This window comes from Psychrobacter sp. Ps2, from assembly GCF_022129405.1.
Classification (GTDB): Bacteria; Pseudomonadota; Gammaproteobacteria; order Pseudomonadales; family Moraxellaceae; genus Psychrobacter.
This window is the reverse complement of record NZ_JADQAM010000061.1, coordinates 500,452-521,165: the sequence shown is the minus strand read 5'-3', so window position 1 is coordinate 521,165 and position 20,714 is coordinate 500,452. Positions and strand designations below refer to the sequence as shown.

18 protein-coding genes and 2 tRNA genes are annotated in these 20,714 nt (G+C 43.7%); 17 read left to right on the top strand and 3 right to left on the bottom strand.

Annotated features, from left to right (window positions below; all coding sequences use genetic code 11):
* The first annotated feature begins 12 nt into the window (after positions 1-12).
* From I3254_RS13795 to modB, 10 genes are all read left to right on the top strand, one after another.
* On the top strand, positions 13-1,311 hold the full coding sequence (locus tag I3254_RS13795; RefSeq protein WP_101206205.1) for a lytic murein transglycosylase: 1,299 nt from the start codon (positions 13-15) through the stop codon (positions 1,309-1,311).
* 421 nt (positions 1,312-1,732) lie between these two features.
* Positions 1,733-3,028, top strand: a complete 1,296-nt coding sequence (gene glp / locus I3254_RS13790) for a gephyrin-like molybdotransferase Glp (RefSeq protein WP_238053243.1) — start codon at positions 1,733-1,735, stop codon at positions 3,026-3,028.
* Positions 3,029-3,158: 130 nt separating this feature from the next.
* The gene (moaA, locus tag I3254_RS13785; protein ID WP_346015395.1) at positions 3,159-4,271 is read left to right on the top strand and encodes a GTP 3',8-cyclase MoaA; all 1,113 of its coding nucleotides are present in this window, start codon (positions 3,159-3,161) and stop codon (positions 4,269-4,271) included.
* A gap of 129 nt (positions 4,272-4,400) precedes the next feature.
* Positions 4,401-4,931: a molybdenum cofactor biosynthesis protein B gene (moaB, locus tag I3254_RS13780; RefSeq protein ID WP_102078147.1), complete on the top strand. Its 531-nt coding sequence runs from the start codon at positions 4,401-4,403 to the stop codon at positions 4,929-4,931.
* Positions 4,932-4,949: 18 nt separating this feature from the next.
* Positions 4,950-5,702, top strand: coding sequence for a molybdenum cofactor guanylyltransferase (locus tag I3254_RS13775; RefSeq protein ID WP_238053242.1), 753 nt, complete (start codon positions 4,950-4,952; stop codon positions 5,700-5,702).
* A 30-nt stretch (positions 5,703-5,732) separates the two neighbouring features.
* Positions 5,733-6,239: a cyclic pyranopterin monophosphate synthase MoaC gene (moaC, locus tag I3254_RS13770; protein WP_238053241.1), complete on the top strand. Its 507-nt coding sequence runs from the start codon at positions 5,733-5,735 to the stop codon at positions 6,237-6,239.
* Between the two features lie 93 nt (positions 6,240-6,332).
* Positions 6,333-6,614, top strand: coding sequence for a MoaD/ThiS family protein (locus I3254_RS13765; RefSeq protein ID WP_201571240.1), 282 nt, complete (start codon positions 6,333-6,335; stop codon positions 6,612-6,614).
* Between the two features lie 75 nt (positions 6,615-6,689).
* Complete coding sequence (locus I3254_RS13760; protein WP_160021604.1) at positions 6,690-7,181, top strand: molybdenum cofactor biosynthesis protein MoaE; 492 nt, start codon at positions 6,690-6,692, stop codon at positions 7,179-7,181.
* On the top strand, positions 7,174-8,046 hold the full coding sequence (gene modA, locus I3254_RS13755; RefSeq protein ID WP_238053240.1) for a molybdate ABC transporter substrate-binding protein: 873 nt from the start codon (positions 7,174-7,176) through the stop codon (positions 8,044-8,046). Before I3254_RS13760 ends, modA begins: the two co-directional genes overlap by 8 nt.
* A 46-nt stretch (positions 8,047-8,092) precedes the next feature.
* Positions 8,093-8,794: a molybdate ABC transporter permease subunit gene (gene modB, locus I3254_RS13750; protein WP_057759074.1), complete on the top strand. Its 702-nt coding sequence runs from the start codon at positions 8,093-8,095 to the stop codon at positions 8,792-8,794.
* Between the two features lie 158 nt (positions 8,795-8,952).
* Here modB and I3254_RS13745 read toward each other — a convergent pair.
* Together I3254_RS13745 and I3254_RS13740 are read right to left on the bottom strand one after the other, a co-directional pair.
* Positions 8,953-9,029 (bottom strand) — tRNA-Asp (locus tag I3254_RS13745).
* 37 nt (positions 9,030-9,066) lie between these two features.
* Positions 9,067-9,142: transfer RNA gene (locus I3254_RS13740), tRNA-Val, on the bottom strand.
* Positions 9,143-9,443: 301 nt separating this feature from the next.
* Between I3254_RS13740 and I3254_RS13735 the strand changes: the two genes are divergently transcribed.
* From I3254_RS13735 to I3254_RS13705, 7 genes are all read left to right on the top strand, one after another.
* The gene (locus tag I3254_RS13735; RefSeq protein WP_191114884.1) at positions 9,444-11,081 is read left to right on the top strand and encodes a cardiolipin synthase; all 1,638 of its coding nucleotides are present in this window, start codon (positions 9,444-9,446) and stop codon (positions 11,079-11,081) included.
* A 110-nt stretch (positions 11,082-11,191) separates the two neighbouring features.
* On the top strand, positions 11,192-12,721 hold the full coding sequence (locus I3254_RS13730; protein WP_238053238.1) for a tetratricopeptide repeat protein: 1,530 nt from the start codon (positions 11,192-11,194) through the stop codon (positions 12,719-12,721).
* A gap of 132 nt (positions 12,722-12,853) precedes the next feature.
* Positions 12,854-14,410 carry a 3-deoxy-D-manno-octulosonic acid transferase gene (locus I3254_RS13725; protein WP_238053237.1) on the top strand — a complete coding sequence of 519 codons (1,557 nt, stop codon included), beginning with the start codon at positions 12,854-12,856 and terminating at the stop codon, positions 14,408-14,410.
* Positions 14,407-15,129 (top strand): 16S rRNA (uracil(1498)-N(3))-methyltransferase, encoded by a 723-nt coding sequence (locus tag I3254_RS13720; RefSeq protein WP_238053236.1) that lies wholly within the window; start codon positions 14,407-14,409, stop codon positions 15,127-15,129. The genes I3254_RS13725 and I3254_RS13720 overlap by 4 nt, the downstream gene beginning before the upstream one ends.
* A gap of 264 nt (positions 15,130-15,393) precedes the next feature.
* Positions 15,394-16,518 carry an extracellular solute-binding protein gene (locus I3254_RS13715; RefSeq protein WP_238053235.1) on the top strand — a complete coding sequence of 375 codons (1,125 nt, stop codon included), beginning with the start codon at positions 15,394-15,396 and terminating at the stop codon, positions 16,516-16,518.
* A 170-nt stretch (positions 16,519-16,688) separates the two neighbouring features.
* On the top strand, positions 16,689-18,365 hold the full coding sequence (locus I3254_RS13710) for an iron ABC transporter permease (protein WP_238053234.1): 1,677 nt from the start codon (positions 16,689-16,691) through the stop codon (positions 18,363-18,365).
* 124 nt (positions 18,366-18,489) lie between these two features.
* Positions 18,490-19,815: an ABC transporter ATP-binding protein gene (locus I3254_RS13705; RefSeq protein ID WP_238053233.1), complete on the top strand. Its 1,326-nt coding sequence runs from the start codon at positions 18,490-18,492 to the stop codon at positions 19,813-19,815.
* Positions 19,816-19,848: 33 nt separating this feature from the next.
* Here the strand turns inward: I3254_RS13705 and I3254_RS13700 are convergent, their stop codons facing one another.
* Entirely contained in the window at positions 19,849-20,706 is an 858-nt protein-coding gene (locus I3254_RS13700; protein WP_238053232.1) for a methyltransferase domain-containing protein, read from the bottom strand.
* Positions 20,707-20,714 lie beyond the last annotated feature (8 nt).

The window sequence follows — 20,714 nt, the reverse complement described above, 5'->3', positions numbered from 1 at the left end:
TTGAGATTTTTTATGAGATTAAAAAAGCAATACCTCACCCTTATGCCAGCATTAGTGATGGTCGGGTGTACAAGCCAGCAGGCAATGCAAAGTAAGCCTGTTCGTCAAGGCGGCGTTGAGATTACTCAAACCCAAACCGTTCAGGTCAAACCAACACCTGCACCAGTCGTAAAACCGCAGCCTGCGCCCAAGCCTAGCTATAGTAGCTTTTCTGATTGGAAGTCAGACTTTTCTATGCGTGCCATATCGTCAGGCTATGATGCCCAAGTTATTGGTCGATTGCTTGATTCTGCTTATCTAAACCAGCAAGTCATCTCATTAGATTCAGGTCAGCCCGAGTTTTCCAAGATGCCGTGGGAATACGTAGATTCTGCGGTATCAAGTGGACGCGTCAGTGTAGGGAAGCGTAAATTTGCCGAGCAGCGTGCTTATTTGTCTCAGCTAGAGTCTCAGTATGGGGTCAATGCAGAGATTATCGCTGCGATATGGGGCATGGAGTCATCGTATGGCGCTGTGACCGGTAATAGTGATTTGCCAAGTTCGCTTGCCAGCCTTGCCTATGATGGTCGTCGTCAAGAGTTCGCTGAAACGCAGTTGCTATCGTTAGCGACCTTGCTACAACGCGGTGACGTATCATGGTCACAGTTGGACGGTTCTTGGGCAGGTGGTATGGGACAAACCCAGTTTATCCCTGAGACTTGGCTCAAACAAGGGGTCGATGGTGATGGCAATGGGCATCGCAATCCATGGGCCACTGGTGATGCACTAGCCTCGACGGCCAACTATCTGAGTAACTCAGGTTGGGTTCGTGGCTTAGCACCGTTTTATGAGGCAACGGTGCCAGCCTCGTTTGATTACTCAGTGGTTGGTAGTAAACAGCCTGCTGCTAGATGGGCTGCAATGGGTGTCGATACGATAGCGGACGTTTACTTAGATGCCAATACTCAGATGGAGCTTTGGTTACCCGCTGGTAAAGACGGTCCAGTGTTACTGTTAAGCCCAAACTTTGATGTGATCAAAGTCTATAACAACTCATCAAGCTATGCATTGGGCGTTAGCCTGCTAGGCAAAACGATTAATGGACAAAGCGGTTTGCAAAAATCTTGGCCTCGTTATGAGCGTCCATTATCGACCACACAAGTGACTAACCTACAACGTCGTTTGACTAGCATGGGTTATGATACCAAAGGCGCTGATGGTATCGTGGGTACCAATACTCGTATGGCATTCCAGCGCTGGCAAGCAGATAATGGCCAAACGCCAGATGGATTCATTACTCAAAACAGTGCGTCTTCATTGGCTGGATGGTGAGGTAGGCTGAGGGTATTTATACATTGTATAAAAGCGGCTCTTTTTAATCGTATTTAGCCATTATTAATTAGCCACTAGTCATCAAATGATAATTTACTTTGTTCTACAAAAAGCACCTTGCCAAGGTGCTTTTTTTGTCTCAATCTATGTCTGATTTTGCTGACATCTTTAACACAATGGACAATGCAATAAATATCAAATATTAAGACCAGTGTAATCTGGCTTTATTCAAAACTTATCAGGACAAGGTTAATACAAGAAAGTTGATACTTTGAATGATAGACTCTAGATAATGTGTTTTTTAACGATGACTTTGACGCATAGTGTTTAGTAACAGTTTTCAATGACCATTTTAAATAACAGTTTCGATTACGAATAATTAGAACGACAGTAATTAGAACGACAGAAAGAGCGTGACCTTATGATTACCATGGAAGAATTACAAGCTGCGATACAGCATCGGATAGATAATTATCATATTACTGACTTTCCGCTACAAAAAAGAGCCGTCTACACTCTAGAGTTGCTGGATAGCTTAAACCATATACTGGCTCAAGATATTGCTTCGCCTTTTGATGTGCCGCGACAAAATCTATCTGCTATGGATGGCTATGCGATTGCAAAGGGAAGTGAGTTATCAGAAAGCAGTACTATCGAAATCGTTGGTGAGTCGCAAGCTGGCAGTGCTTATACTGGTGAGATAGCGGCAGGGCAAGGGGTACGTATTTTTACGGGTGCAGTCGTGCCAGATTGCTGTGATACGGTCATTATGCAAGAGAATACAAACTTTGCAGATATCAAAGCGACCGTTGATAAATCTCGACCTTATAACATCACGCTCACACAAACCGCCAAAGTTGACAACAACATCCGCTCACAAGGCGAAGAGATTGAGTCTGGCGAATCCGTTTTAAAGATCGGTAAACGCCTTAATCCTGCAGATATTAGCTTACTGGCTAACCTTGGTATTAGCCAAGTGAACGTGTTCCAACCGCTCGTTGTAGGCGTGTTGGCAACAGGTGATGAGCTCGTGGCTATTGGCAATGAGCTACAAAGTCTAGCCCAAATATATAATTCTAATACCCCAACGCTCAAAAGCTTTCTATCAGATCTGCCTATCATTATTCGTGATTATGGCATTATCCCTGATAACCTAGAGCAGACAACTATCGCAGTTAATGAGGCTATGCAGGACTGTGATGTACTGATATCGACTGCAGGTGTCTCTGTTGGTGACTATGATTTTTTGACCACTGTGATCGAAACATTAGGTCAGATTAACCATTACAAAGTGGCGATGAAGCCTGGTAAGCCTTTTGTATTTGGTGAATTGAATAAAAATCTCGATAAGCCGGTATTTTATTTTGGCCTACCGGGCAATCCGCTCTCTACGGTTGTGGGTACGTTACAGTTTGTGATACCTGCATTGTGGCAAATGTCAGGTGCTAGCGTGTCAGAGCAGCCGATGCCGCTAACGATCAAAGCCAAACTTATCAGTGATATCAGAAAATCTCCCGGCCGCAAAGACTTTCAGCGTGGCGTATTGTCACGAGATGAGACAGGTCATTATCAAGTTGAGTGCTTTTCAAGACAGCAGTCACATAGAATCAAACAGCTGAGCCGCGCTAATTGCTTCATTGTGTTGGATAAAGATAGTGGGAACGTAGCAGCTGGTAATGACGTCGTTGTACAACCGTTTCCTTGGCTACATCGCTAATTCATCGTTTGCCAATTTATTGTAAGGTGGTCGCACAAAGTTAGAGAGCAATCCCATGACCTTACACTGGTATGCTAAACACGAATAATAAAGTAGTGCTTATAGTAAGCAGTACTGATGGCAGTAACATATGATTGATGACAACATAGATGACAAACACAAAATAGACAGCCCGCAACTCTATTCACCGAGCTTGGCACCGGCATTATCTGATGGCTACATAGAGCCTTCCTTGGTCATGCCCACTGAGCAGATGAGTGACTATCACCAGCCGCTAACCGATGGGTTTGCACGGCGTCTGACCTACTTGCGTCTGTCTATTACTGACTTTTGTAATTTTCGCTGTGAGTATTGCCTGCCAAATGGTTATCAAGGTAAGCGGCCTGATGATGAGCTGAGTATCTCTGAAATTGCAACCTTGGTGCGCGGCTTTGCTCAAGTAGGTACCAAAAAAGTTAGAATTACAGGTGGTGAGCCCTCTATTCGTCGTGATATTGTCGAAATTATCGAAACGATTAAGCAGACGGACGGTATTGAGACAGTTGCGATGACCAGTAACGGCTATAAATTGGGTAAACATATAGCCAACTGGCAAGCTGCTGGACTTGATCAGCTCAATATCAGTATGGACAGTTTTGATGCTGCTACTTTTCATAAAATGACAGGCTTTGATACCTTGCCGCAGATATTGGCTGACATGGATACATTGTTAGAAACGACTGATATCAAATTGAAAATAAATAGTGTCTTGATGGCGGAGACTGCTTTTGAGAACTTAGTCACGGCGATCGACTATGTCAAAGATAGACAAGTGACTTATCGCTTTATTGAATTTATGCAGACCAGTGATAATAGCGATTTGTTTTTTGCTCAGCACGCTCAGTCTGATATTATCACTGATTACTTGTTAGAGAATGGTTGGCAGCCGCATGAGCGCGGTAGTGCCGATGGTCCAGCAGTAGAGTATAGCCACCCTGATTATGTTGGTCGTATCGGTATGATTGCCCCATATGCGGCGCACTTCTGTGATACCTGTAACCGCTTGCGTGTAAGCAGCCAAGGCAAGGTGCATTTGTGTCTGTTTGATCAAGGCAACTACGATATCCGTCCATACTTACAGCAAGACGATATCCAAGGACTGGTGAACACTTTACATAGCTTTATGCCAATCAAGCCTGAGCATCATCATCTCCATGACTCTAACAGTGGCATCATGCACAATCTATCGATAATCGGCGGATAAAACATTTTGAGTCTGCGGTTATGACGCTGATAGAGACTGTTTTCCAACGCAATCATTTTTCTACATAACTTTTTTTGATACAACCGCCTTTTAATACAATTATAAAATGACATCTATAAAGGATTATTTATGAGTAAGCCTGCTGCACAATTTACACCGCTTAATATTGCTGTATTGACTGTTTCTGATAGCCGTACGCTGGCAGAAGATACGTCAGGTCAGTACTTAGTAGATAGCTTGACCGAAGCAGGGCATCATTTAGCAGACCGTCAATTAATCACCGACGATATCTACCAGATTCGCGCAGTCATTAGTGGCTGGATTGCTAGTCCAGACGTTCATGCGGTTATCACCACTGGCGGCACAGGGTTCTTCATCAGAGATAGCATGCCAGAAGCGGTGAGTGTGCTGTTTGATAAATCAATCGATGGTTTTGGTGAAATGTTCCGTCTAATCTCAAAAGATGAAATCGGTATGTCTACCGTACAATCGCGAGCAGTTGCTGGCATGGCCAATGGTACGGGTATATTTTGTCTACCAGGCTCTTCTGGTGCTTGCCGTACGGGTTGGGAAAATATCTTAAAGGATCAGTTTGACAGTCGTACTCGTCCATGCAATTTTGTGCCGCACTTTCTGGCACAAAATCCTAGCCATGATTGAGTTATAAATAATTGAGCTATGAGTGATATACAATCAAGCCTCACAGGTAATGGCCTAGTGACAGATTGCTCAAATAATCTGGATGGTTTGGCAGGTGTGGTTATCTTAGCAGGCGGGGCATCTAGACGTATGGGAACGGCTAAGGCGATGCTGACACTACCGTCAGGTGAGCAGCTGCTAGACTATCATGTTCGTCATGCAAGCAGTTTACAGGTTCCTATATTGATTGCAGATAATGGTCGCGACTTTCAGACTGGTTTAGATCTCCATTCCGAGAGTCTCAATGTGCCTATTATTCATATTGCTGATTATGGTGCTGATCTTGACTCTAATAAGCATGATGGGCAGATCAAAACGGGCGGTGCTTTGGTCGCTATCGAATCAGCCTTACAAACATTGAACGATTTGAACGGTTTGAATGATTCAGACGTATCAAAAAACGTACAACCATCATGGTTACTGGTTATCAGCTGTGATAGCTTAATACCAGCAACTGACTTGTGGCAGAAATTACAATGTGAAATAAGCCTTGCTACCGATAAAAAAATAATTTGCTTAAAAGATGACGGTCATTTGTATCCACTATTAGGACTGTATCAGCTAAGCATCGAGCCTGATTTGAAGGCCTATATAGATAGCGGACAGCGTAGAGTAATGCGGTTTATTCAGCCATTGGTGCAAGCTGTATCATTTAGCAAAGAGTGGCAGAATCTAACCAACTTCAATACGCCTGAAGATTTTAAGCAGGCATGTGCTGCTCTACCAAAATAATAAAAATATCACATAAAAAAGGTTATATAAATGAATGACAGCGTTCAGATAAATCAGCAATCTATTTTATCTCACTTAGATAGTGATGGTGATATTACCATGGTCGATGTCACTGGTAAGACAGCAACAACGCGAGAAGCCAATGCCACTGGACAAGTACGCTTTCCCAGTGAGATTTATGCGCAGATTAAAGCGGCTGATGGTATGACCAAAAAAGGCAGCATCACGCAAACAGCTCATATCGCTGGTATCATAGCGGCCAAACGCACTCATGATCTTATACCGCTTTGTCATCCACTACCGCTAGACAAGATAGGCTTAAGCTTTGAGTATAACGACGCGCTCAGCAGCATCACGGTCAGTGCGGTAGTCAAGGTCACGCATAAGACAGGGGTTGAGATGGAAGCGCTAACCGCAGTTAGTGTTGCTTGTTTGACTATCTATGATATGACCAAAGCACTATCGCATGACATCGTTATAGATGATATTCATTTGGTTAAAAAGACAGGTGGCAAGTCAGATTACAGTCATGCTTAAAGTGACAACATTGCAGAGTGCGTAATCAATTAATCAATCAATAAAGATATGCTAAATGCCAAGCAAGGAAGCTTGCATCAGAGGGAGAGATTTATGAGTGCTATCGATATGACAACTAATATCGAATCAACGATGAATATTAATGTCATGTATTTCGCCAGTTTGGCTGACGAGGCCAACTGTCAGCAAGAGACAGTAAGCGTACAGCAAGATACGTCATTGACTGAACTATACGAACAGCTTAGTCAAAAGCATCGTTTTAGCCGTTCGCAGTCGGAGCTACGTGTTGCAGTAAATGACTACTTTGCTAAATGGACTGATCAGATAAATGATGGTGATAGCGTGGTTTTCATCACGCCAGTGGCTGGTGGTTAGGTAAGCGTTTATTAGTGTCCATTTTATCAGTGGCTATTCAGTAGTTACGAAGAAAATAATAAATAGAGAAGAAAAATGACCGACAACGTCCACGATCATTCAATGAGCATCAAACGTAGTGCTGACGAAGCTTACCTTATCGCTGAGCGTGATGGTTTTGCACTACTAGATATTGTGATTGACGAAGATAGGCTAAAAAGTACGTTAGATAATGACAGCTGCGGCGCGTTTGTTTGCTTTGAAGGGCGAGTGCGCAATCATAATAACGCTACGAGCGTCGATCGCCTTACCTATTATGGTTATGAAGATTTGGCCATCAATCAAGGTCGCGCCATTATAGAAGAAGCCAAAAAGCGTTTTGAAATTACGCATGCTATTGCGATACATCGTATCGGTGCGTTAGAGATTGGCGATGTTGCTGTGTGGGTTGGGGTAGTGTCAGCGCACCGTTATCCAGCATTTGATGCGTGTCGCTGGATATTAGATACCATCAAAGCAGACATTCCTGTGTGGAAGCAAGAGTACTACGAAGACGACTCGTCTAAATGGCTCAGCAATAATGGTTAAGTCATTAGTTACTGCCTGTGTATCTGCTTGTCTGCTATTGTCACTAAATGCTTGTACGCAAGACAAAGACGCCAATATGGCGCTTGCTTCTGACAAAGTTGAACCAGCTCAAACATTGCGTATCGCTGCGGCTGCTAACTTATCTGATGTACTACCTCATATTATTGATAGCTATCAGGCTGATAACAGCTCACCTGCCCAAAGTATTTCAGGTATCTCAGATATTGAAGTTACTTATGCCTCTTCTGGTAAGTTATATGCACAAATCAAGGCAGGGGCACCGTATGATATATTCTTGTCTGCCAATCAAGATTTTCCTGCTAAATTGGCTGATGAAAATTCAGCTGGTGTTACTAGTAAAGAGCATAAGCTAACCAAGCCTTTTACGTATACCAGAGGTCAGTTAGCACTCTATAGTGTCACCAAACCTTTAAACGATTTCACGCCAACATCGCTAGGTGATGTGTTTACCAGTGCTGACTTTACTCAGGACACCAAGGTAGCTATTGCTAACCCTGACCTTGCTCCCTATGGTACGTCTGCAAAAACCTATCTGCAATCACAAAATATGTATGATAAGTTAAATGCTCAAAAAAGTTTGATACAGTCAGAGAATATCGGTCAAGCGTTCCAATACGCGTATACAGGTAGCGTAGACTATGGTTTTGTAGCACAGTCTCAGCTTGTTGCGATTAAAGCCAAGCCTGAGCAATTTATTACTTTGCTGCCAACGTCTTATCCAACTATCTTACAAGATGGGATAGTTATCAATAACACCGCCCCAGCAGCAGACTTCACCGACTACCTGCGCTCAAAAGCAGGGCAGCAACACTTCTTACAAGCAGGCTATCTGGCCGTCCAGTAATACGTTAGACTAACCCCTCTCATCATAGAACGAGCAGTGACATTATATGATCGACCAGTCTCTTATGTCAGATATGCTCAGTCCATTTTGGGTGAGCATCAAGCTCGCTTGCGTGACTACCTTATGCTTACTGCTATTTGCAACGCCTATAGCTTATTGGTTGGCTAAGCCGAGTCGTATAAAAGCAATTGGGCGTCTTAAGGTACTGCTCATGGGCATCATTGCGATGCCCCTGGTGCTACCACCTACCGTGATTGGTTTTTATCTACTGTTACTGCTCAGTCCTAGTGTGGGTATCGGTAAATGGTTGAGCGAACATAATATTAGCCCGTTGATTTTTACCTTTGAAGGTTTGGTCATTGGTTCCATTATTTACTCATTACCTTTTTATATACAGCCTGTCTATGCACAGTTTTTGCGTATTCCACAAAGTGTCACAGAAGTTGCTCATCTCTTAGAACCAAGTCGTATGCGACGGTTTATGAAAGTAGCCTTACCGCAAGCGCGCGTAGGTATTATTTTGGGCAGTTTGGTAAGCTTTGCCCATACCATTGGAGAGTTTGGGGTTGTACTGATGATAGGCGGCAGCATCTCAGGCGAAACTAAGGTGGTATCGATTGCTATATATGAGCAGGTAGAAGCGCTCAACTATGAGGCGGCGCATATGATGTCTGGTATTCTGATTATTATGGGTGTAGTGATGGTAGCGTTAATCGCTAGTGTGAGCCGAATAAGTCAACGTCCATAGCACTGAAACATTTGTATGCGAGTTGAGGAGTGTTAGGTAGCATAGTAGCTATATAAACAATGTCTAAACAAAATCTACAGACACAAAAAAACCTCAAACAATCTAATTGTTTGAGGCGAAACTTGCTTAAACCCAAAGGTTTAAATTCGTTTTAAATATGGCGCAGCGGACGGGACTCGAACCCGCGACCCCCGGCGTGACAGGCCGGTATTCTAACCAACTGAACTACCGCTGCTTAGGTCTCTTAGCTTGTTTAGCCACTTGCTAAGAAGTGGTGGGTGATGACGGATTCGAACCGCCGACATTCTGCGTGTAAGGCAGACGCTCTACCAACTGAGCTAATCACCCTTCGAACAATTGCTAGGCAATTTATTCAACTTCAACTGAGCTCTTAAGTTTGTCACTAAGCTCCGTTGCTGTGGGAGTGTATTATATAGATTTACAGTTGGGTGTCAAATGTTATTTTAATATTTTTAGAAAATAATTATAAATCGCACTTATAATCTATCAAAAATAGCACTCAAAGCCATGTATTATATAGCATTTCTAAAAATACACTTATTATCATTATTTGTTGTTTGGCGGTGAAAAGCTACTATACTATTGATGCTTTGCTCGTTATGGATGCTTTATTCGTTGAACACGGTTGATGGAGGCCAATATAAACACTTTTACTATTAAAGATACTTTTACTAGCTGGACCTGGGGAGACTTAGCGGGTCTAGGTCTGGTGCTGCATATTGTACTTATGATAGTAATGACGCTGCGAGTGGTTTCTGTGCAGCGCAATATTGGCGTGTCTATTGCTTGGGTGGCTGTGCTTTACACGTTGCCAGTATTTGGTTTTGTGGCTTACATTCTGCTCGGTGAGCCGATGATTGGACGGCGCTATCGTGAACGCGTAGATCAAGCCAGCATTTTGATGAATGATATGGCAAGGCGTGAGCATCTGATTTTTGATAAAGGGCAGGACTTATTACCAGCTAACTACCGCGGTGTTAGCCAAATAGGAACGCGCTGGACTGGGTTTGGCGTATTTCCCAATCATCAAATGCAACTGTTGACCGATCCTGCTTCTATCTTTCAGCGTCTGATTGAAGATATTCATGCCGCCCAGCGTATTGTCCTTATGGAGTTTTATATTGTCTATCCAAAAGGACAGGTGTTAGAAGTTATAGAGGCGCTGTCTGTAGCGGCTCAACGCGGCGTAGAGTGTCATATATTGGCTGATAGTGTGGGCAGCTTTAGCTTTATTAATAGTAGCGTGCATCGCAAATTAGAAAAAGCAGGGGTTTATGTCCATCAGTCATTGCCAGTAGGACTGTTTAAGACGCTATTTAAACGTTCTGATTTGCGCAATCATCGCAAAATGGTGGTTATCGATGAACATATTGGCTATATCGGCAGCTTCAATCTGGTTGATCCAAGGTTTTTTAAGCAAAACAAAAATGTCGGTCAATGGATTGATGTGGCGCTACGAACGACTAGCCAGCACTCAATTAGTATTAATACAGCGATGGCTAAGGTGATTGTTACCGACATCGGTGCTGAAAGTAATGACAATCTTGCTGAACTGCATCAGCGGGTTAATAACTACACTCGTAAGTTGTATGTGATGCATCCGACCATCAATGATCTAAATAGCCGAGTGAAGGTATTGGCGGATACGATTGATGATCATGAGCAGCCAGATATTGGCGCCACCTCAATTGTCGTACCAAAGATGCCTGTCGTGGACAAAGTTCTGGCGCAACTAATACCTTCAGCACCGCAGCTAACGGCTCATGTGATTTACAATACGTTAGTTACCGTGATTCACCGTGCCAATAAGCGCATCCGTATTACCACACCTTATTTTGTCCCTGATGAGTCCCTATCGGGTGCGCTGACGATAGCGGCTAAGCGCGGCGTTGATGTGACGATTATTGTTCCTGAAAAGGTGGATTCATTTCTGGTACAGCATGCTTCTCAAGCTTACTATCAAGAGTTGTTGGATGCAGGGGTAACGATCGCATTGTTTAGAGGTGGTTTGCTACACGCAAAGACAGTAGTTATCGATGATGACTACTGTCTATTTGGCACCGTCAATATTGATATGCGCAGCTTTTATCTAAATATGGAAGTCAGTTTGGCGATTTATACGCCAGAAATGGTTGCCCAAGTAGCGGACTGTCAGGAAGTCTACTTAGAAAACTGCCGAATCTTGGATAGTGATGAGTGGCAACAGCGTCACGGCTCAAAACGATTGTTTGATAATGTCGTGCGCTTGTTCAGTCCTTTATTGTAGCACTCGGATTTTTAGGTTAAGGTAAACTGTCCGTGTTTTTTTATGCTCATATTTTTAATCATTATTATTGCCTCTATAATCAACTTATCTAAAAAAGGACACGCCTGTCTATGTCTGCCTCGCCCTTAACACCACTTGACTATATTGCAGAAGGCTACTGGCAAGATTTCTTGGCTGAGCGTTCTATTGCAGGCGGTATTGCTTACGAAACTGAGCTGCGCGCTTGTACGTTAGATGAGTCGCTTGAGAGTTTACAGCGTGTCGATACGCTATTGTCTCAAGTACGCCGAGATATGATCAAGAGCGGTATATGGGAAGAGGCGACGCTGCTGATCGATGAGCGCTATCGTAATTTCATGGTGTTTTTGGCGTTTTATGCCGGTCGTGTATTGGCGCAGCAGTGGCAAAGCAAGCCACATTGGTATGGTCAGTTTGAGCTGCGTAAACGTTACCCTGAGCTAACGTTGATCACCGATGATTTTTATCAGCATATGGCGGTTGGTTATGATAATGACGGGGTTAAAGAGCGCTTATTTTTTGCTTTAGAGCCAATAGGGCTACGTCTGTTTGGTCATATTGATCGGCAGTTTGATGCAGTACAAGGTGGGCAGGTAGAGAGTGGGCTGTATCAAGCGGTTAGCCTTAGACTACCAACTATTTTAAGTAACGACGTTCATTCAGTGTCCGAATTAACATCGAATAAAGTAGCAATAAACAAAATAACAACACATAAAGCAACCACTCATCAAGTCGCTGATAGTGGTAATCCGAGCGCAGATTCAAATACACATGTCGGTACTAGCCAATCGAATGAGCTTCTTGAAAAGCCAGAGGAAGTATCGATAGGAACTGAGCATAACCTAGCTAATGCAGTTGTAACTGATGGTGAGAGTCTCGCAGCTCTATCTGCTATGCCTGATACTGTAACTGAGTTGCAAACAAGTGTAGTGCCTCCTGAGTCTGAGAATCCAATAAAGCCTGAGCTGACTAAAGTAAAGAAGCCAACAGCTAAGCCTACGTCACCTGTAAAAAACACATCAACGCCAGAGATGTTTACGCAACTGCTGGTAGAGTTAGATGAGATAGCGGTGCCACAACCAACTGGTGATGTTCAGTATCTGCAAGCACGCAAAGTATTAGATCAGTTCGAGCAGCATATTGCCAAACAGAACAAACCTCGTCGCCAAGTTATATTTTCAAATGATCACAACACGGCAAAAAACAAAGCGTTGCTATTACTACAAGCGGCTGCTGAAGATGGTAATACAGCGGCTATGTTACGTTTGGCCATGTATGAACTGTTAGGTGAAGGTTTGACAGCGGACAGTGACAATCAAAAAAAATCTGGCGTAGATTGGGTTAATCAAGCCGCCAGCAAAAACGACAGCCGTGCTCAGCGTCTACTCAGTAAAATGTATTATCAAGGAGTAGGGGTATCCCAAGATATAGATAGCGGTAAATACTGGTTAGAGCAGGCAGCAGATAATGGTCATGCAGAAGCGGCCAATCTGGTTCAGCAATGGCAGCAAGCAGAAGTGCTGCTGACCACACAGAAGCAAGAGCAGCATAGCACCAAGCGTTATCAGCTGTTAATTGGCGCAATCCTCGCAGTCGCTTTATTGATAATAGTCATTATCTAACAATCGTTATCTAATAACTATTTACTCAGTAACTTTTTAAAAGCTTATTGTTACAGCTTAAATTCAGGTAGAATTGGCGCGCTTTACCTTTACCCTTTTATTGTTTGATTGATAACTAATCTGGGCTGTTCCATGCCATCATCTAATACCCCGTCTGACCACTCTGCAAATCCAATTAACCCTGTGTTATCGCCTAGTCGAGCGGTACACGAGACACCTTTATACTATCAGTCTCTTATTGGGTTACTAAAGCCATTATACCGTCTACAAGTATGGCGTCGATCTCATAAAAACGACAACTATCAGCAGGAAATCGATCAGCGTTTTGGTAAGCAGTATCCACCGCGTCCAGTGGTCAATGCTGATATCGATAAAGGGGTGATTTGGTGCCATGCAGTCTCATTAGGCGAGACCAATACGGTTGCGCCTTTATTAGATATGTTATTGGCTAATGGCTATCAGATATGGTTGACCAATACGACTCAGACAGGTTTTGCTCGTGGCGCTAGTCGTTTTGCAGAACAGATAGCTCAAGGTCAGATGAGTCATAGCTATGTGCCAGTCGACAGCCCTGCTGTTATCGAGACTTTCTTGACGCATGTACAGCCTATCGCTGCGTTGTTTGTAGAAACAGAGCTGTGGGCAAATATCTTGACCAAATTATCTCAGCACCGTATTCCAAGTATTCTAGTCAATGGTCGACTATCTGCTTCTTCTTTTCAGAGCTATCAAAAAATTGGTGCAGTCAGTGCCAGTATGATGAAAAATCTTTCCTTAATCATTGCGCAAGACAGCGACTCTGCTAAACGCTTTCGGCAGTTAGGGGCTAGTAGCGCCCAAATTCGTGTGGCAGGCTCATTAAAGTGGGTAATCAATGCGTCCAAAACTGATGACAAAGCGGTAGAAGATAACCGTATCTATAATAAGAAAGCTGATCTGCGAGCAGAGTTTGGTATAGCAGATCGTCCTGTGTGGGTAGCTGCGAGTACTCATGATGGCGAAGAGGCAGCAGTGTTGTCATTGCAGCAGCAACTACTGTCTCAAGCTACATTAGCAGATACGTTGCTTGTTATTGTCCCTAGGCATCCTGAGCGTTTTGATGCAGTAGCAGATCTCATTCAAAAAACTGGGTTAAATATGGCTCGGCGCAGTGATGGAGATATGATTAGTGCAGATACGCAAGTCTATCTAGCAGATAGCATGGGTGAGATGATGACTTGGTATACATTGGCAAATGTAGCATTTGTGGGCGGCTCGCTGGTAGATATTGGCGGGCATAATCCAGTGGAGCCTGCTAGTGTGGCAACGCCTGTATTGATGGGATGTTATACTCAGTCGTGCCAAAGCGTGATAGACAAATTGGCTGAAGTAGGCGCTTTATATCAGCCAAGTAATTACTTCTATCGTCCAATCGAGTCAAATCGCGCAAGTAGTTCGGATGCACAGATAGTCAGTGATGATCAGTTAAAGGCGAACAAAAAATCCTCTCGTAAGAAAACAGCTTATAACCGTGAAGACGCTGTGAGTATTTATACGCAGCTAGAGACTTGGCTGTGCAATTTGTCATTGGCCGCACAGGCAGGGCAAGCTGGCGAGCAAATGACGATACAGCAGCAAGCGGTATTGACCCGCCAATTTACGATGATTGAAGACGCAATCGAGATGTCTTCTAACCAAGATAACTTATGAACTGTATATTATTGCCTGCTGAAAACCTCTCATCAGACGCAGCAAAAATCGATGCCTTGTCTCAAGTCAGCCATGTAACTAAAGTGCTGGGTGCAAAAGTCGGTGATAGGCTTAAAATTGGACAAATCGGTGGCAACCTTGGTACGGCCGTCATTGAAAGTATTACCGCTGACAGTATTCAGCTAGGTAACGTCCAGCTCAATACTGCGCCGCCTGCCAAATTGGATCTGACTGTCATTTTGGCGTTACCGCGTCCTAAAGTGCTACGGCGTTTAATCATGGATATGACGGCGCTTGGTGTACGCGATATCATTCTTATCAATAGCTATCGTACTCAAAAAAGCTATTGGCAAAGCCCAATGCTTGAGCGGGTTGACGAGTTTGTATTAGAAGGTCTACAGCAGAGCATCGATACGATCGTTCCTAGTATTACGCTACAAAAACGTTTTAAGCCATTTGTCGAAGACTCACTTGGAAGCCTAATAAGCAGTCAAGCGATTGTCGCGCATCCTTATAGTCAGCAGTCCTTTTCTGAATTTTTACAACAGCAACCATCACGAGAGCTACCAAATCTAGTCTGTATAGGCGCTGAAGGTGGTTGGATTGACTATGAGATAGAGCTGTTGTTAGCTCAAGGCTGCACGCCTGTACATATAGGCTCTCGTATCTTACGTACAGAAGCTGCAGTCAATGCAATATTGGGACAATGGCTGCTTTAGATGGATACTAAAACGCGTCGCTAGACCAAACTATGGAAAGAGCGGTTAAAAAATAGTTCTTAAAAATCAATGCTAAAGACTCATCACAGGTATATTTACCAGTTAAACAAATGTATTGATAATTAATCTCACTTCCATTAGTATGTTGCTTTGATATATTATGGCCTGATTACTGCTAGCGCTTAGCAAATCATCGTTATAATCACTGTTGTTTTGTCTCACCATCCGTCTTACTTTTTTTACAGCATTACTATGGGGAAAACCATGTCATTGAACGCTATCAGCGCTAATCTAACCTCTACGAAGCTTATTCTACCTGCAGCCGTATTTGGCATGATGTTGGGTTTGGCAGGTTGTAGTAATTCTTCAACCACAGAAGAGAGCGTAGAAGTAGAGTCAACAGAAACAGGTGCTGAGCAGCAAGCAGCAACTGACGAAGCTACGACTGCTGATGGTCAGACAATTACTATCTACTCATCACGTAATGAGCAGCTGATTAAGCCATTGTTAGATCGCTATACTGAGCAAACAGGTGTAAAAATTGAACTGGTTACAGACCAAACTGGGCCTTTGATGGCACGTCTAAAAGCTGAAGGTCAGAATACTCCTGCTGATATGCTATTGACCGTTGACGCTGGCAACTTATGGCAGGCTGCAGAGCAAGGCCTATTACAACCAGTATCGTCTACTGTATTAGAAGCTAATGTCCCTGCAAAATACCGTGATCCAAAAGGTCAGTGGACTGGTTTGTCACTACGTGCACGTACTATCTTTTATGACCCAAGCAAAGTCACTGCCGACCAGTTGTCTACTTATGCAGATTTGGCCGATCCAAAATGGAAAGGCAAACTATGCCTACGTACCTCTAAAAAGGTTTATAACCAATCGCTTGTTGCTAGCATGATGGAGCATTTGGGCGAAGAAAAAACCGAAGCAGTTATTAAAGGGTGGGTTGATAACCTAGCGACTGATGTGTTCAGTGATGACGTTGCGATGCTAGAAGCCATCGCTGCTGGTCAGTGTGAAGTCGGTATCGCCAATAGTTACTACTATGGTCGTCTATTGGACGAAAAACCAAACTTCCCTGTTAAGATATTCTGGGCAAACCAAGATACGACTGGTACGCACGTAAACATCTCAGGCGCTGGTGTGGTTGCAGGTTCAGACAATCCAGATGGTACGCTTAAACTGATAGAGTGGTTGTCATCTGACGAGGCACAAGGTCTCTATGCTAGCTCTGACAAAGAATTCCCAGTAAAAGTAGGTATCGATGAGTCAGACATGCTCAGATCATGGGGCGAGTTCAAAAAAGACGATATCAATGTACAGAAATTCGGTGAACTACAAACTCAAGCTATCCAAATGATGGATAAAGCGGGTTATAAATAAGGGATCGCCAGTAATACTGATACCAATCGCAAAATCATAACTTCGAGACAATAGTTCTTAAAGAATAGGTTCAAAGGTTAGTTATTACAGATCAGTTATTCAAGTAATGACGATTTTGAGGTTGGTATAAGCTTACAAGGTTTCTATACGTATGACACGGTAATGATAATATGATCACAACGCCAGATGCGTCTGTTAGTCAAAATGATACTGTCAATAACGGTGTTAACGACCAGCAGACTGTCAGCCAAGACCACGCCCTTCGTAAACGTATTATCTCGAAATCAGTCTTAGGGCTGATTTCGTTGTTTATGCTAGTACCGATTTTAATCGTGCTGCTGTCGTGGACTCAGCCAGTGGCAGAGATTTGGACACATATGGCAGACTATGTACTGCCGCAAGTGCTCAAAAACACGGCAATTTTATTGCTAATGGTGACTGTCGTTTCAGGTACTATTGGTACTGCTCTGGCTTGGGTCACTAGTATGTATCGTTTCCCTGGTCAGCGTTTCTTTTCGTGGGCGTTGATGTTGCCACTTGCCATCCCTGCTTATGTATTGGCATTTGTCACTATTGGGATTGTTGACTTTAGTGGGCCGCTACAGACAGCTCTGCGCGACTCTGGTATAAGTACTGCCATACCGTCGATAAGGAACGTATGGGGCGCAGGCTTGGTATTATCGCTAGCGTTTTACCCTTATGTATATTTGCTCGCGCGTCAGGCATTTTTGTCACAAGGTAGGCGAGCGATAGAAGCGGGGCAGATGCTAGGTTTGAGTCGTAGCCGTGTATTTTTTCGTCTGGCGCTACCACAAGCACTACCGTGGATCATTGGCGGCTTGTTGCTAGCCAGTATGGAAACCTTAGCGGATTTTGGTGCAGTATCGGTATTCAATGTCGATACTTTTACTACCGCCATTTATAAGGCATGGTTTGGTTTTTTCAGTTTGACCACAGCGGCTCAGTTAGCAGCCTTGCTCATTGGCGTGATCTTTATTGTGGTATTGTTTGAGCAGTATTGGCAAGCTAAGCGTGGTAGCTCACTGACCCAAGGTAGCAGCCAACGCTTTGACGCTAGCAAACCTGCCAAACTCGCCATGACACTGCTGTGTACGCTGATCTTTTTAGTTGCCTTTTTAATACCTTTTTTGCAGCTCATCTATTGGACAGCACTTAATTTTCGCCAAGATTTTGATGCACGTTACATTGATTTTGTCACCAATAGCCTCATGATTGCTAGTATGACCACGCTGTTTATTGCCTTTTTGGCCATTATTATTGCGTGGATCAAACGGCAGTATCCTGATAAATCGACTAAGCTAATGACCACTTTAGCCAATTTAGGCTATGTCGTACCGGGGACTGTATTGGCGGTAGGGATATTTATACCTATTGCGTGGCTTGATAATCAAATGATTGCCTTTGGTATCACCTCACAGCAAGTGCTTTCTGGCAGTGTTATTGTTATGCTACTGGCGCTATCGACGCGTTTTATGACAGTGAGTTTTCAGCCAGTTGACAGACAGTTGCAGCGATTGACAGTCAATCAAGAAGCTGCTGCAAAATTACTGAGCGACAGTCCTTATCAGCGCTGGCGTCATGTGATGCTGCCTGTGCTTAGCCCTGGCGTATTGACTGCATTATTGATGGGTTTTGTCGAAGTGATGAAAGAGATGCCCATTACGCTGATGACACGTCGTCAAGGCTGGGATACGCTTGCAGTACGAGTATTTGAAATGACGAGCGAAGGTATGTGGGGACGAGCCGCATTGCCGAGCTTGCTAATCGTGCTGGTTGGTTTGCTCCCTGTTTGGATATTACTGCGTCAAAGCGACAAACACAGTTAGTAACAACAAAGCTAATAGCAATAATTTGGCATAAGTTTAACAGCACACTCGTAATGTCAGTTATATTATAATTTGCTCTGTTTTATCGATGGTTTTACTTACTAATAGCGAACTGGTACCGTCTATGTACACTGATTCAATGAACGACTCTACAAATGCTAAGTCAGAAAAGGCTCGGGCTAGCCATACGCCTGTAGCAAAATCACCACTGTCACAAAATAGAATCAATCCAGTTCAGCCGAATAAAACTGTAGAGCAGAGCAATACCTCACAACAAAATACTGAGAAACATATCGCGACGGATCCTTATTTTAGTGTGCAAAATCTCATCGTAGGCTATGACGATACTATTGTTGTCAATGGTCTATCATTGATGCTGGAACAAGGCGAGATTGGTTGTTTCTTGGGTTATAGCGGCTGCGGGAAGACCACAGCGCTACGAGCAATCGCGGGACTGGAGCAAAGTCGTGGCGGCACTATTTATCTAAACAACCAACGCCTAACAGAGAAAACTGCTCGTCAATCATTTGCAGTTGCGCCAGCCAAGCGTGGCATGGGCATGGTGTTTCAAGACTATGCTCTGTTTGGGCATTTAAGCGTGGCAAAAAACATCGCCTTTGGTCTCAATAAGTGGTCAGCTGCTGACAAAAAAGCCCGTGTGGCTGAGATGCTAAGTTTAGTTGAATTGACTGAACATGCAGACAAACGTCCAAATGAGCTTTCTGGTGGTCAGCAGCAGCGTGTGGCTCTAGCAAGAGCGCTAGCCCCCAAACCAAAACTACTATTACTTGATGAACCATTCTCTAATCTAGATGTGGTGCTGCGTGAATCACTAGCAATGAATGTCCGTGATATTCTTAAACGTACCAACACCACAGCAATTTTGGTCACTCATGATCAAAATGAAGCGTTCGCGCTAGCGGATAAAGTAGGGGTAATGGATAAAGGACGATTGGTGCAGTGGGCGCGACCAAGCGAGCTGTATCATGAGCCTGTCAGTCCTTTTGTCGCTGAATTCGTAGGCGAAGGCGCGATGGTAGACGGCATTATCAAAGAAGGTCATGTTGAGACGGCGCTAGGTAATATCTATCGTCGCATGGAAGTCTATGATGAATCAGGCCAGCCACAGTATTGCGAATATGACTATCCAAACGGTACACCGATCAAAGTACTTGTACGCCCTGATGATATTATTCATGATGATGACAGTACCCAGACAGCTTTAGTTATTGGACGTGTGTTTCGCGGTGCCAACTATTTGTACCGTCTGCAGTTAGACAACGGACAGACTGTCTTATCCTTGGTTGCGAGCCATCATAATCATGCAATCGGCTCGCATATTGGTATTCTGCCTTTGCTGGAGCATGTCGTAGTCTTCGATGAAAAAGACATCAATGCCACTACTTGGTCAGAATACGATAGGTCATCAAGAATGGATGAAGAGGTTTAGTAATCTCCACGATTCTTGAACTGCTGTCTCAATTTACCGTTTAGCTAGAATATGTAAATAACGGCCAAGCCATTTGTACGGCTCTAATTGTGAGTAGCGTAACTCCATTCTGATCACTGCATCTGGATCGTTATGACCGCCACGTTTGAGTGGTGCATAGTCATGAAATACTCGTAGACCACTGCTACGTACCGTCTGATAATCATGCGCTTTTAGCCAAGACTCGACTTCTTCTTTGGCCACGGGATGGTTAGGGGTGAGGCTTTTCTTATTGTCCGCTTTGTAATCGTTACCATCAAGTAAGCTATCGAGTAAGTTAAAATTCCCCATGATAAGATTGCGATAATCAAAACTCGCTGGATTATAAAAGCAGACGGATAGTGCGCCACCATCTATTAATTGCTTATCAAAAAAGTCCATGACCGCCGCTGGTTCTGCCAACCATTCAAGTAGCGCGTGCGACATAATCAAATCAAACTTTTCTGTCTGAGCCAGTTTTTCTTCAAGCGCTTGATAAGGGCAAACATACCAAGTGATGTCTAGCTTTTTATCAATTTTCTCTGCGCTCGCTTTTGCTTTCTCAAGCATATTCGCTGATATATCATTGATGACTACGCTATGACCTTGAGCACCAAGTTCTATCGCAATTTGCGCAAGCCCTGCACCCACATCCAAGATACGTAAAGGTCGCCCAAGCACCTCACTCATCTGTGAACTATATTCAAAAATATCACGGCGTAGCACAGCCAATCGAATCTCGCCTTTTAAACCGCCATAGACCTTTTTTTCGAAATGATCGGCAATGGCATCGAAGCTACGATCTGCTCGATCGTTTTCTGCTGGTATAGAAAGGTTTGAGTCAGGCTGGCTATCTTGATGTTTAATTGTCATAGGTATTA